Genomic DNA, 13547 nt, shown 5'->3' with positions numbered 1-13547 from the left:
AGATAATGGCACCAGAGATGGATAGACTCTTGCCAGAAACGGAAGAAAACCGGCGCGCCGACGGCGTCGACTTCGACAGCGTGCGGCTGTTCCTGCGCGTGGTCGAACACGGCAGCCTGACCGCCGCCGCGCGCCAGGCGCGGGTGCCGTTGACCAGCGTCAGCCGTCGCATCAAGGCGCTAGAACGAGCACTGGGCGTGCAACTGCTCCATCGCACCACCCGGCGGCTGGCGGTGTCCGAGGCCGGGCGCGCCTTCTATGCCAGTTGCGTGGAGGCCGAGCAGACCCTGCAGGATGCGGTGCAGGCCGCGCGCGACCTGCGCGCCCAGGCGCGCGGCACCCTGCGTGTGCTGGCTCCCTATGCGCTGGGCCTGCTGGTGCTGGAGCCGCAGCTGGCGCGATTCCGCCAGCGCCATCCGGGCGTGCAACTGGCGCTGACCTACGACGATCAGCCGCTGGACCTGCTCCGCCATGGCCTGGACGTTGCGGTCCATGTGGGGCCGCCGCTCCATTCCAGCTACGTGGCGCGGCCGTTGGGCGCCTCGCGCGGCATCCTGGTGAGCAGCCCCGATTATCTGGCCCGCGCCGGCACGCCCGCCCACCCCAAGGAGCTCATCGGCCATGCCGTGCTCGCGGTCGGCGCGGATGCGCCGCTGGTCGCCTGGGCGTTGCGGCACAGCGCCGGCGAAGCGATCGAGCTGACCCTGCGGCCGGTGCTGATTTCAAACGAATCGACCACGGTGATCCGCCAGGTCGCCCAAGGGGCCGGGATCGCCCTGCTCTCCCAGCCGCTGGTCCAGTCGCGGCTGGACCAAGGCCAGCTGGTGCGCCTGCTTCCAGGCTGGCAGCGCTGGCCGGATCTGGAGATCACCGCGCTCTACCCCCGTCGCGCCACCCAGGAGCGCAAGGTCCGCGCCTTCGTCGATTTCCTGCTGGAGATCTTCGCCGATTGGCGCGTGTCCGATTGAAAGGCGCCTCTCTCATCACCCGCCTCCGGCCCAGCGCGCCGGAGGCGAGTTCCCCGGTAGGAGCGGTTTCAGCCGCGATGGGCTGCCGGGAACGCCTCGTCGCGGCTGAAGCCGCTCCTACAGGACACTTCAGGCCCTGAAGCCCCCAAGCAGGGTTGCAGAAGCTCCATCGCGGCGAGGCCGCCGCGCTCAGGCCTGCGCCAGCGCCTGCCGCAGGTCGGCGAGCAGGTCATCGATGTGCTCGATGCCCACCGACAGCCGCACCGTGTCCTCGCTGACCCCGCTGCGCTGCAACTCCTCGGGCGAAAGCTGGCGATGGGTGGTGGATGCCGGATGCGTGGCCAGCGACTTGGCGTCGCCGATGTTGACCAGGCGGGTGAACAGTTGCAGCGCGTCGAGGAAGCGCGCGCCGGCGGCGCGACCGCCGCGCAGGCCGAAGGTCAGCACGCCGGAGCCATGCCCGCGCAGGTACTTCTGCGCCAGCGCGTGTTCGGGATGGTCCGGCAGGCCGGCGTAGTTGACCCACTCCACCTTGGCTTCGCCCTGCAGGTGCCGCGCCAGCGCCAGGGTGTTCTGGTTGATCCGGTCCATGCGCAGCGGCAGCGTCTCGATGCCCTGCAGGATCTGGAACGCGTTGAACGGCGACAGTGCCGCACCCGTGTTGCGCAGCGGCACCACCCGCGCACGGCCGATGTAGGCGGCCTCGCCCAGCGCCTCGGTGTAGACCACGCCGTGGTAGCTCACGTCCGGCTCGTTGAGGCGGCGGAAGCGCTGCGCGTGCGCCGCCCACGGAAAGCGCCCGGAATCGACGATCGCCCCGCCCAGGCTGGTGCCGTGGCCGCCCAGGTACTTGGTCAGCGAATGCACCACGATGTCGGCGCCGAAGTCGAATGGCCGCAGCAGGTACGGTGTGGGCACGGTGTTGTCGACGATCAGCGGCACGCCGTGGGCGTGGGCGATGGCGGCCACCGCTTCCAGATCGGTGACGTTGCCGCGCGGATTGCCGATCGACTCGACGAAGATCGCCTTGGTGCGCGCGTCGATCAGCCCGGCGAACGCACCGGGATCGCGGTAGTCGGCGAAGCGGGTCTGGATGCCGGACAGCGGCAGCGTATGCGCGAACAGGTTGTAGGTGCCGCCGTACAGCGCGCTGGAGGAGACGATGTTGTCGCCGGCCTCGGCGATGGTCTGGATGGCGTAGGTCACCGCCGCCTGCCCGGAGGCCACCGCCAGCGCGCCGATGCCGCCTTCCAGCGCGGCGATGCGCTGCTCCAGCACATCGGTGGTGGGGTTCATGATGCGGCTGTAGATGTTGCCCTGCACCTTCAGGTCGAACAGGTCGGCGCCGTGCTGGGTGTCGTCGAAGGCGTAGGCCACGGTCTGGTAGATCGGCACCGCCACCGCGCGGGTGGTCGGATCGGGACGGTAGCCGCCGTGCACGGCGATGGTTTCCAGCTTCCAGTTCGGGTCGGACATGGGCGGCTCTCGGCAACGGGAGCGCAGACGATAGCGCCGCGCGCGGCGGCGAATGCAAACCTGCGGTTATGAAGCCATGCCGCGGGGTTGTCAGCGCTTCGGCGGCGCCGCGGCCGCATGCCGGCCTCAGGCGTCGCCGAGCGCGCCCTCGGCGAACAGCCAGGTGCGCAATGCCGCGGCGTCGACATAGCGCTCGGCACGCAGGCCCAGGCCGCGCGCGGCCTCGACATGGGCCGCCGTGTCATCGACGAACAACACCTCGTCGGCGGCCATCCCCAGCTGCGCCAGCGCATGCGTAAAGATCGCCGGTTCCGGCTTGATCGCGCCGACCTCGCTCGAATTCACCACCGCATCGAACGCATCGGCGATGCCGAGCGCCTGCAGATCGCGCGACAGGCGCGAGGTGGCGTTGCTCAGCAGCACCACCGGCAGGCGCTGGCGCACCTCGCGCAGTAGCGCCAGTACCGGCGCGTTGAGCCGGGCCGCCGTCGGCGCGGACCATGCGGCGACCAGCGCACTGGCGTCCGCAGCCGGGGCCAGCGCGGCGATGCGCGTGGCGACCTCGGCCAGCCAGTGCGCGTCGCTGGTGGCGCCACGGATCGCCGGCTCCAGCAGCGCCGGCGCAAAGGCCACCGCACGCAGGCTGCCCGGCGGTGCGCCGTGCGCGAGCTCCAGCGCGGCGTCGTCGTCGGGCCACAGGCGCAGCACGCCGTCCATGTCGATCAACAGCGCGCGCGCCGTGGGCGCGGCGGTGCGCGCCTGCGCGATGCGCCCCATCAGGCCTTCTCGAACACCAGCTTGCCACCCTCGGCCTCGACCCTGATGGTGTCGCCGCTGAGGAACTGGCCGGACAGGATCTGCTGCGCCAGCGGATTCTCCAGTTGCGCCTGGATCGCGCGCTTCAGCGGGCGCGCACCGTACACCGGGTCGAAGCCGACATTGCCGAGCAGCTCCAGCGCGCGGTCGCTCAATTCGATCTTCAGGCCGCGCTCGGCCAGGCGCTTTTCCAGGCCGTGCAACTGGATGCGCGCGATCGACTTGATCTGCGCCTTGTCCAGCGGATGGAACACCACGATGTCGTCCAGGCGGTTGATGAACTCCGGGCGGAAATGCGCCTGCACCACGCCCATCACCGCCGCCTTCATCTGCGTATAGGCCTCGGCGCTGCCGTCGCCGCTCAGTTCCTGGATCTGGTGCGAGCCCAGGTTGGAGGTCATCACGATGACGGTGTTGCGGAAGTCCACGGTGCGGCCCTGGCCGTCGGTGAGGCGACCGTCGTCGAGCACCTGCAGCAGGATGTTGAACACGTCGCTGTGCGCCTTCTCCACCTCGTCGAGCAGGATCAGCGAGTACGGCCGGCGCCGCACCGCCTCGGTGAGGTAGCCGCCTTCTTCATAACCCACGTAGCCCGGAGGCGCGCCGATCAGCCGCGCCACCGAGTGCTTCTCCATGAACTCGCTCATGTCGATGCGGATCATCGCGTCGCTGCTGTCGAACAGGAACTCGGCCAGCGCCTTGCACAGCTCGGTCTTGCCGACGCCGGTGGGGCCGAGGAACAGGAACGAGCCGCTCGGCCGGTTCGGATCGGACAGGCCGGCGCGCGAGCGGCGCACCGCATCGGACACCACCTTGATCGCTTCTTCCTGGCCGACCACGCGCTGGTGCAGCTCGTCCTCCATGCGCAGCAGCTTGTCGCGCTCGCCCTCGAGCATCTTGTTGACCGGGATGCCGGTCCAGCGCGACACCACCTCGGCGATCTCCTCGGCGGTGACGCGGTCCTGCACCAGCTTGAAATCGTGCTGTTCGGCTTCGTTGGCCGCCGCCAGCTGCTTCTCCAGGTTCGGCAGCAAGCCGTACTGGATCTCGCTCATCTTGGCGTAGTCCTGGCGCCGCTGCGCCGCCTCCAGTTCCACCCGCGCCTGCTCGATCTGCTCCTTGATCTTGGTCGCACCCTGCAGCGCCGCCTTCTCCGAGCGCCACACCTCGTCCAGGTCGGAGAACTCGCGCTCGAGCTTGTCGATGTCGCTCTCCAAGTCGGCCAGGCGCTGCCGCGAGGCCTCGTCCTTCTCCTTCTTCAGCATCTCGCGCTGGATCTTGAGCTGGATCAGGCGCCGTTCCAGGCGATCCAGTTCCTCCGGCTTGGAGTCGATCTCCATGCGGATGCGGCTGGCGGCCTCGTCCATCAGGTCGATGGCCTTGTCCGGCAGCTGGCGGTCGGTGATGTAGCGGTTGGACAGCGTGGCCGCGGCAACGATCGCCGGGTCGGTGATCTCCACGCCGTGGTGCACCGCGTAGCGCTCCTTGAGCCCGCGCAGGATGGCGATGGTGTCCTCCACGCTCGGCTCGCCGACGAACACCTTCTGGAAGCGCCGCTCCAGCGCCGCGTCCTTCTCGATGTACTTGCGGTACTCGTCCAGGGTGGTGGCGCCGATGCAGTGCAACTCGCCGCGCGCCAGCGCCGGCTTGAGCATGTTGCCCGCGTCCATGGCGCCATCGGCCTTGCCGGCGCCGACCATGGTGTGCAGTTCGTCGATGAACAGGATGATCTGGCCTTCGTTCTTGGCCAGGTCGTTGAGCACGCCCTTGAGCCGCTCCTCGAACTCGCCGCGGAACTTGGCGCCGGCGATCAGCGCGCCCATGTCCAGCGACAGCACGCGCTTGCCGCGCAGGCCTTCCGGCACCTCGCCGTTGACGATGCGCTGGGCCAGGCCTTCGACGATGGCGGTCTTGCCGACGCCGGGCTCGCCGATCAGCACCGGATTGTTCTTGGTGCGCCGCTGCAGCACCTGCACGGTGCGGCGGATCTCCTCGTCGCGGCCGATCACCGGATCGAGCTTGCCGCTCTCGGCACGCGCGGTGAGGTCGATGGTGTACTTCTCCAGCGCCTGGCGCTGTTCCTCGGCGTTCTCCGACTGCACGGTCTCGCCGCCGCGCAACTTGTCGATGGCGGCTTCGAGCTTCTTCTTGTCGGCGCCGGCCGCGCGCAGCGCCAGGCCCAGCGCACCGCTGTCGTCGGCCGCGGCCAGCACGAACCACTCGCTGGCGATGAACTGGTCGTTGTGCTGCTGCGCCAGCTTGTCGGTCTGGTTGAGCAGGCGGCTGAGGTCGTTGCCCATCGACAGGTTGCCGGGCTGGCCGCTGACCTTGGGCAGCTTGTCCAGCGCCTCGCCGAGCCGCTCGCGCAGTACCGGCACATTGACGCCGGCCTGCGCCAGCAACGGCCGGGTGCTGCCGCCGGCCTGGTCGAGCAGCGCGACGAACACGTGCACCGGCTCGATGATGGTGTGGTCGCGGCCCACGGCCAGCGACTGCGCGTCGGCCAGGGCCTGCTGGAAGCGCGAGGTGAGCTTGTCCATCCGCATCGGGAAGTCCTCTGAAGGAAAGGGCCGGCCGTGCCGGCATGCCAGCAAAATGCGGCTGGCCGTCCCTGTTTCAAGGCCGACGGCGCGTCTGTATACGCTTGGCAAGGCCGCCGCGACGCGGTGTGCCGGCCGTGGTGGCCGGGCACCGGCGGTCACACGCCGCTACCGGAACCGCAGTTACCCTCGGCGACCATGTCCCCACGCGCAGGAGCCGCCATGCACTACGAGCTGTACTACTGGACCGGCATCCAGGGCCGCGGCGAGTTCGTGCGGCTGGCGCTGGAGGATGCCGGCGCCGGCTATCGCGATGTCGCCCGCGAGCAGGGCGACGCGGCGATGCAGCCCTTCCTCGACGGCGCCCACGCCGGTGCGCGGCCGTTCGCACCGCCGTTCCTCAAGGCCGGCCGGCTGGTGATCGCCCAGGTCGCCAACATCCTGCACTACCTCGGCCCACCGCTGGGCCTGGTGCCGGACAGCGAATCGCGGCGGCTGCAGGCGCTGCAATTGCAGTTGACCATCGCCGACCTGGTCGCCGAGGTCCACGACAGCCACCACCCCATCGCCAGCGGGCTGTACTACGAAGACCAGAAGGCCGAGGCGCAGCGCCGCGCCGAGGACCTGCGCAAGCAACGGCTGCCGAAGTTCCTGGGCTACTTCGAGCAGGTCCTGGACCAGGGCGGCGGCCGCCATGTGCTGCGCGAGCATTCCTACGTGGACCTGTCGCTGTTCCAGCTGATGAGCGGACTGGACTACGCCTTCCCGCAGGCGATGAAAAAACTGTCGCCGAAGCTGCCACGGCTGCGCGCGCTGCAGCAGCGCGTGTGCGAGCGCCCGGCGATCGTCGCCTACCTGGCGTCGCCGCGGCGCCTGCCGTTCAACGAGAACGGCATCTTCCGGTATTACCCGGAGCTGGATGGGTGAGCGGGGCGACGGCCTTGTCATTTACCGGAAGACCGCTGTCCCGGCAGGCTGGCAGATGACGAATAAAAGGGGTGCACCGAAGCATCGCGACTGTAGGAGCGGCTTCAGCCGCGATGGGCATTCCCGGTAATGCCCGTCGCGGCTGAAGCCGCTCCTACAAGAACAAAAAGCCCGCGGGCGCGGCCACGTGACGCGGCACGCGCCTCGCGTCCGGCTCAGGTCCGCGTCAGCGCCTCGCGCACCGCACGCAATTGCGCCTTCACCGCCGCGGCCTGGGTCGGGCCCATGCGCAGCAGCGCCTTCTGCCCGATCGACAGCGACTCCAGCGCCGGATCCACGAAGCGGTACTTGCCGCGCACCGGGTCGACCTCCACTGCGAGCGGCGCCGTCGGCGTCGGGGTCTGCAGCAGGTGGTCGATCACCTGCACCAGGCGGTCGTTGAAGTAGCCCTGCGGATAGCCCAGTTCCACGTAGGCTTGCTGGAACAGCGGATAGAAGCGCCGGTAGGCCGCCACCGCCGTACCCGGATCGGCCCGGGTGAACGCCTCAACGTAGGGCGCGTAACGCTGCGCATTGGCGTCGGCGATGACGCTGGCGCCGCTGGCATCGGTGCTCACCTGCAGCTCGCCCGGCACCGGCTTGAGTGCCAGCGCGCGCGCGGTGACGCGGCGCTGAGTCAGGTTGTCGACCATGGTCACCAGGCGCTGGATCAGGTGGTCGCGCAGCAGCAGCGCCAGCGGCGCGTCGCCGCCGGCCAGCGTGCTCAGCGCCGCCCAGGCCGCGTCGTCGCTGGCGGCCAGCGCCGGAATCGCCGCGTCGGCGGCTTCCGCGGCATCGATGGGGTGCTGGATCGGCGGCGGCGCTGCAGCCGCGGCCGGCGCGTCAGGTGTGGCAGGCGGGGCCACGGCGGAGGGCGGCGCAACCGCTGCAGGCGCCGGCGCGGCGGCGGGCCACAGCGCCGCGATGTTGTCGCGGAACAACCACGCCGCGGCGGCGGCCACCAGCACGGCGACCAGGATCCACGGCCAGAACGAATGACGCGGCTGCATGGGATGCACATCTCCATCGGACAATGGACGTGTGACCGCGGTGACGTGTGCCGGTTCCAGCATGGGACGGCTGGCGTTCAGTCTCGACGCACCTCACCGGGAGAGCACCCACTACTGCGCATCGGCGCGCCATGAGCGTCGCGGGCCTGCGACACCTATTTCATGCCACAGGCCGCAGGCGCGCGCGGCGGCGCGGGAATGTCAGCAGACCCTGGCGGTGGTGCCAGAGGAACGGCACCACCGCCGCCGCGCGATCGAGCGGCGGCCGCGCGACCTCACGCGAGACGGCTCGTCCACCGCAGCACCGCTCACTCCACCAGCACCGCGCGCGGCTTCTGCAGCGACAGCAGGCCGAGCAAGGCAGCGAGCACCAGATAGCCGCCGACGAACTGCCAGGCGATCAGCTTCGGCACGCCGCTCAGCGTCCATGGCAGATACAGGCCGCCGCGCGGGTCCACCGAATGGATCAGCCCGAACAAGGTCAGCCCAGCCGCCACCAGCAGGAACGCCGCGGCGCGACGCAGGCGGCCGTCGACCATCGCCGCGACCGTGGCGATCCACAGCATCGCGGTGATGATGAAGCCGTTGCCCAGGGTCAGGATCACCGCCAGCTCCGGCAGGCCGTGGCCGTCCAGGGTGGTGGTGAGCTTGGCCAGCTGGTCCGGGGCGATCCAGCCCGGCGCCTTGATCGCCAGCAGGTAGGCCACCGACGGCAGGAAGCCCAGCACCATCGCCCCGGCGTGGCGCTTGGGCGTGGCCTGGAAGGCCTGGGTGGTGATGTCGATGGCGACGTAGACGATGATCGGCGCCAGCACCGCCATCGGCAGCCACTGCACCAGGCCGGCGACCAGCCCGAGCATGCCGCCCAGGCCGATGAACAGCCCGGTGAGCAGGGTGTAGCCGCTGCGCGAGCCCATGTGCTTGTAGGCCGGCTGGCCGATGTAGGGCGTGGTCTGGGCGACGCCGCCGCAGACGCCGGCGATCAGGGTCGCGCCGGCCTCGACCAGCAGGATGTCGCGGGTGCGGTAGTCGTCGCCGGCGGCGCGCGCGCTTTCGCTGACGTTGATGCCGCCCACCACCATCAGCAGGCCGAACGGCAGCAGCAGCGGCAGCAGCGGCACCGTGTCGGCCAAGCCGGCGACGAAGCCCAGGCTCGGCCACGGCAGCACCAATTGCGGCGCGATCCACTGCGGCGCCTGGTGACCGGGAATGCCGATCCCCGCCGCATTGGCCCAGTAGTACAGCCCGGTACCCAATGCCAGCGCCACGGGTACCCCGGGCAGGCGCCACGGCAGCCGCCCCTTGGCGATCAGCACGTACAGCAGCAGGCCCAGCACCACCAGCCCGACCAGCGGCGTGCGCAGCGTCTCCAGCAGCGGCAGGAAGCCCATCAGCACGATGGCGATGCCGGCGATGGAGCCGAGCAGCGCGGCGCGGGGCAAGGCGCGGGTCACCGCGTCGCCGAAGAACGACAGCACGGTCTTCAGCGCGCCCATCACCACCAGCGACGCCATACCCAGGTGCCAGGTGGCCAGCGCCGCGGCCTGCGGGTCCATGCCCTGTTGCTTGTAGCGCACGAACGCCGGGCCGAGCACCAGCAGCGCCATGCCGATGCTGGTCGGCGCGTCCAGGCCCAGCGGCATCGCGGTGACGTCGCTGCGGCCGCTGCGCGCGGCCAGCCGCCGCGCCATCCAGGTGTACAGCAGGTTGCCGACCAGCACGCCGAAGGCGGTGCCGGGAATCATCCGGGTGTAGATGACCTCGGCGGGGAACTGGAAGAGGCCGACCAGCGCCAGGGTGATGAAGCCGAGGATCGACAGGTTGTCGACCACCAGGCCGAAGAAGCCGTTGAGGTCGCCGGCGACGAACCAGCGCAGGCGCGGCGAAACGGGAGCGGGACTGGACATGCGGGCAGTGGCGGCGTGGGGAGTCGAGGGATGGTAAGGGGAGGCGGCACCGGCGGATCGGTGCACGCGCAGGATGCGGTTTTCCGGAGGCAGCGCGCCGCTACGGCGACAGCTCCAGATGCAGGAACTGGTTGAACGCGCTCGGCACGTAATCGCCGAACGCCGGCCCGTTGCGGAAGCCGCGCCGGCGATACAACGCCAGCGCCGGCTCGAACGCCGCGCCGCTGCCGGTCTCCAGGCTCAGCCGTTGCAGGCCTTCGGCACGGGCGAGCGCGATCAGGTGGTCGAGCAGCGCCGCGGCCGCGCCCTGGCGCAGGAACGCCGGATGCGTGCGCATCGACTTCAGTTCGCCGCCGCCCGCGTCCGGCACGCGCAGCGCGCCGACTGCGGCCAGCGCGTCGTCGCGCCACACGCTCCACACCCGCACCTGCGGCTGCCGCAGACCGGACAGATCCAGCGCGTATACGCTGCCCGGCGGCGACTGCGCATGCATCTGCTGCAGGTGGTACTCCAGCAGCGCCCGCACGGTCGGGTCGTCCAACTCCCCCGGCCGAATCACGAACGACCCCACCGTCACCGCAGCGCTCCGCCCGTGCGAATCCCCATTCCCCGCCGTCAAAACGACACGTCCACCGCCTGCCGCGCCCACAGCACCGACTGGTGCCCGGTGGCCTGCTTCCACGCCAGCCGGATCGCCTCGATGTCGGCGCGGCGCTGCGGGGTGTCCTCGTGCAGGATCACCAGCACCTTGGTGTTGAGCCGGTTCGGCTCCTTGGCGCCACGGAACAGCCACTGGCCGTAGGCATCGAACACGGTCAGGCCATCGGGAAAGCGCGGCGTGACCTCCTTGTCCAGGAACGCGCGCCAGCGCGCCTCGCTGATCGGCTCGGCCTGCGGGCGGTCGGCCGGGCCGCTCTCCTCCCCCACGCCGAAGTACAACTCGCTGCGCACCCAGCCGCTGGCCTGCGCCGGCCGCGCTGCATCGCCCTGCATGGTCGCGCTGACCTTGCTCGGCGCGGTCGGCGTGGACGGCGCGACGCTGGCGCACGCGCTCAGGGCCAGGAGGACGGCGATCAACGGGGCACGCAGCAGCATCGGCAGGATCTCGGTGGGAACGGAAAGGGAACGGGCGATCGTAGGCCAGGCGCGGTCCGGACCCGGATAACCGGCGGGCATGAGCTCATGCCCGACAGCACCGAACACGCGGCTCGCACATCGCCTTAACGTCGGGCTAATATATCGCTTCATCCGGATGGATGCAGCAACCTTTGCCGACCCCAGTCGCCGCCACGGCCGGCGCGGCCGGTCTTGATGGTCATCGTTTCAGGAGAGAACCCCCATGTCGTCCCCGTTCGTCAGGCCGTTGAGCCTGGCCGTCGCCCTGGCCCTGGCGGCCCCCGCCCTCGCCCAGGACGCCGCCCCCGCCACCGCGACCAATCTGGACACGGTGATCGTCACTGGCACCCGCGCCAGCGGCCGCACCGTGCTCGAATCCACCGCCCCGGTGGACGTGCTCAGCGCCGAGGACATCCGCAAGGCCGGCGTGGTCAACGGCGAACTCGGCAGCGCGCTGCAGGCGCTGCTGCCCTCCTTCAACTTCCCGCGCCAGTCCAACTCCGGCGGCGCCGACCACGTGCGCGCCGCGCAGTTGCGCGGGCTCTCGCCCGATCAGGTACTGGTGCTGGTGAACGGCAAGCGCCGCCACACCTCGGCGCTGGTCAACACCGACAGCAAGATCGGCAAGGGCACCACGCCGGTGGACTTCAACGCCATCCCGATCAGCGCGATCAAGCGCATCGAGGTGCTGCGCGACGGCGCCGGCGCGCAGTACGGCTCGGACGCGGTGGCCGGGGTGATCAACGTGATCCTCGACGACGACCCGGACAGCGGTGCGCTGGAAGCCAGCTACGGCGCCAACCACACCGACGTCAAGCCGATCCACCGCACCCTCACCGACGGCCAGACCGGCTACGCCAGCGGCAAGGTCGGCACGCGCCTGGGCGAGGACGGCGGCTTCTTCAAGGTCGGCCTGGAACTGAAGAACCACGAGGCCACCAACCGCGCCGGCTTCGACCAGATCCCCTCGTTCGAGGAACAGACCCCGGCCAACCTGGCACTGGCCGGCAAGCGCAACTACGCGCTCGGCGACGGCGCCAGCAAGGATCTCAACGCCTGGATCAACGGCAAGCTGCCGTTCGGCCAGGGCAGCGAGGTCTACGCCTTCGGCACCTACAACCAGCGCGACACGCGGGGCGACAACTACTTCCGCTACCCCGACGGCCCCGCCAACTGGACCCAGGTGTATCCGCAGGGCTACCGCCCGGTGTCGCTGGGCGAGAACCGCGACCTGCAGGCGGTGCTCGGCGCGCGCGGGCAGTGGGGCGAATGGGCCTACGACGCCAGCCTCGACTACGGCCGCAACGACTTCACCTACCGGCTCAAGCATTCGCTCAACGCCTCGCTGGGCCCGGGCAGCCCGACCCGCTTCAAGACCGGCGACTACGCCTTCGAACAGGGCGTGGCCAACCTCGACCTGAGCCGCAGCTTCGACGCCGCCGGCGCCACCCACACCCTGGGCACCGGCGTGGAACTGCGCCGCGAGCACTACCGCACCCGTCCGGGCGACCCGGCCAGCTACGCCGCCGGTCCCTACACCGACCGCCCCACCGGCGCCCAGGCCGGCGGCGGCCTGACCCCGCAGGATGCGGCCGACCTGTCGCGCAACGTCGCCAGCGTCTACGCCAGCGTGTCCAGCCAGTTCGGGGACAAGCTCTCCACCGACCTGGCCGCGCGCTACGAGCACTACCAGGACTTCGGCGGCGAACTGACCGGCAAGCTGGCCGCGCGCTACGAGTTCGTCCCGGCGTTCGCCCTGCGCGGCGCGATCTCCAACAACTTCCGCGCGCCGTCGCTGAGCCAGATCGGCTACGAAGCCAGCTCCACCGGCTACAACGCCAACGGCCAGCTGCTGCAGGGCCGCCTGCTCTCGGTCGACAACCCGATCGCGCAGGCGCTGGGCGCCCGCACGCTGCAACCGGAGAAGTCGCGCAACTACAGCCTGGGCTTCACCAGCCGCGTCGGCAGCCACTTCGACCTGTCGCTGGACCTGTTCCAGATCGACATCGACAAGCGCATCGCGCTGTCGGAAAGCATCGACGGCGACGCCCTGACCGACTTCGTCGTGCAGCGCTTCGGCATCGCCGGCCTGCAGAGCGCCAGCTTCTTCGTCAACGCCGCCGACACCCGCACCCGCGGCGCCGAGCTGGTCAGCAACTGGCGGCAGGCGCTGGGCGATGGCCAACTGCAGTTGACCGGCACCTGGAGCTACGCCAAGACCGAACTGGAGAACGTGGTGGCCACGCCGGCGCAACTGCTGGCGCTGAATCCGGACTACGTGCTGTTCGGCGTGGAAGAGCGCAACACCCTGACCGAAGCGACGCCGCGCACGCGCGCGCAACTGGCGGCGAACTGGAGCGATGCGCACTGGTCGCTGCAGACCCGCGTCACCCGCTACGGCAGCGCCACCCGCGTGTTCGACTTCGGCGGCGGCTTCGACCCGGAGCAGACCTACAGCGCCAAGTGGCAACTCGACGCCGAGGTCGAATACCACCTCACCCCGCAGTGGAGCGTGGCGGTGGGTGGACAGAACCTCACCGACGCCTACGCCGACCGCTCCAAGCCCGACATCGCCTACTACGGCAACCTGCCCTACGACGTGCTCTCGCCGATCGGCAGCAACGGCGCTTACTACTACGGCCGGGTGCGGTACACCTTCTGACGGAGGGGGCCGGGATTGGGGAGTCGGGATTGGAAATTCGTAGAAGCGGTGCGTCCGCACTCGTGGAGCGCTACCCAATCCCGAAT

10 protein-coding genes are annotated in these 13547 nt (G+C 70.0%); 3 read left to right on the top strand and 7 right to left on the bottom strand.

Annotated elements, in window-relative coordinates; genetic code table 11:
• Window positions 1–17: 17 nt before the first annotated feature.
• On the top strand, window positions 18–968 hold the full coding sequence (locus NUG21_RS05890; protein ID WP_263392533.1) for a LysR family transcriptional regulator: 951 nt from the start codon (window positions 18–20) through the stop codon (window positions 966–968).
• Between the two features lie 189 nt (window positions 969–1157).
• On the opposite strand, the gene NUG21_RS05885 is transcribed toward NUG21_RS05890, so the two are convergent.
• The 3 genes from NUG21_RS05885 to clpB all read right to left on the bottom strand — a co-directional run bounded on the left by NUG21_RS05885 (window position 1158) and on the right by clpB (window position 5806).
• Entirely contained in the window at window positions 1158–2444 is a 1287-nt protein-coding gene (locus tag NUG21_RS05885) for an O-acetylhomoserine aminocarboxypropyltransferase/cysteine synthase family protein (RefSeq protein ID WP_263392532.1), read from the bottom strand.
• Window positions 2445–2570: 126 nt separating this feature from the next.
• On the bottom strand, window positions 2571–3221 hold the full coding sequence (locus NUG21_RS05880; protein ID WP_263392531.1) for an HAD-IA family hydrolase: 651 nt from the start codon (window positions 3219–3221) through the stop codon (window positions 2571–2573).
• Window positions 3221–5806: an ATP-dependent chaperone ClpB gene (gene clpB, locus NUG21_RS05875; RefSeq protein WP_160948381.1), complete on the bottom strand. Its 2586-nt coding sequence runs from the start codon at window positions 5804–5806 to the stop codon at window positions 3221–3223. The genes NUG21_RS05880 and clpB overlap by 1 nt, the downstream gene beginning before the upstream one ends.
• 216 nt (window positions 5807–6022) lie before the next feature.
• On the opposite strand from clpB, the gene NUG21_RS05870 reads away from it, so the two are divergent.
• Entirely contained in the window at window positions 6023–6727 is a 705-nt protein-coding gene (locus NUG21_RS05870; RefSeq protein ID WP_263392530.1) for a glutathione S-transferase, read from the top strand.
• Between the two features lie 215 nt (window positions 6728–6942).
• Here the strand turns inward: NUG21_RS05870 and NUG21_RS05865 are convergent, their stop codons facing one another.
• The 4 genes from NUG21_RS05865 to NUG21_RS05850 form a co-directional block, all read right to left on the bottom strand.
• Window positions 6943–7776: a DUF3014 domain-containing protein gene (locus NUG21_RS05865; RefSeq protein ID WP_242080598.1), complete on the bottom strand. Its 834-nt coding sequence runs from the start codon at window positions 7774–7776 to the stop codon at window positions 6943–6945.
• A 308-nt stretch (window positions 7777–8084) separates the two neighbouring features.
• Complete coding sequence (locus NUG21_RS05860) at window positions 8085–9683, bottom strand: hypothetical protein (RefSeq protein WP_263392529.1); 1599 nt, start codon at window positions 9681–9683, stop codon at window positions 8085–8087.
• A gap of 100 nt (window positions 9684–9783) precedes the next feature.
• Window positions 9784–10224, bottom strand: coding sequence for a GNAT family N-acetyltransferase (locus tag NUG21_RS05855; RefSeq protein ID WP_263392528.1), 441 nt, complete (start codon window positions 10222–10224; stop codon window positions 9784–9786).
• Between the two features lie 74 nt (window positions 10225–10298).
• The gene (locus tag NUG21_RS05850) at window positions 10299–10778 is read right to left on the bottom strand and encodes a DUF3574 domain-containing protein (protein ID WP_263392527.1); all 480 of its coding nucleotides are present in this window, start codon (window positions 10776–10778) and stop codon (window positions 10299–10301) included.
• A 244-nt stretch (window positions 10779–11022) separates the two neighbouring features.
• Between NUG21_RS05850 and NUG21_RS05845 the strand changes: the two genes are divergently transcribed.
• Window positions 11023–13461, top strand: a complete 2439-nt coding sequence (locus tag NUG21_RS05845) for a TonB-dependent receptor plug domain-containing protein (protein ID WP_263392526.1) — start codon at window positions 11023–11025, stop codon at window positions 13459–13461.
• Window positions 13462–13547: the final 86 nt, after the last annotated feature.

Source organism: Xanthomonas sp. CFBP 8445 (genome assembly GCF_025666235.1).
In the GTDB taxonomy this organism is placed as follows: Bacteria; Pseudomonadota; Gammaproteobacteria; order Xanthomonadales; family Xanthomonadaceae; genus Xanthomonas_A; species Xanthomonas_A indica.
Note: the sequence above shows the minus strand (reverse complement) of the source record. Positions and strands in the feature narration are given on the sequence as shown.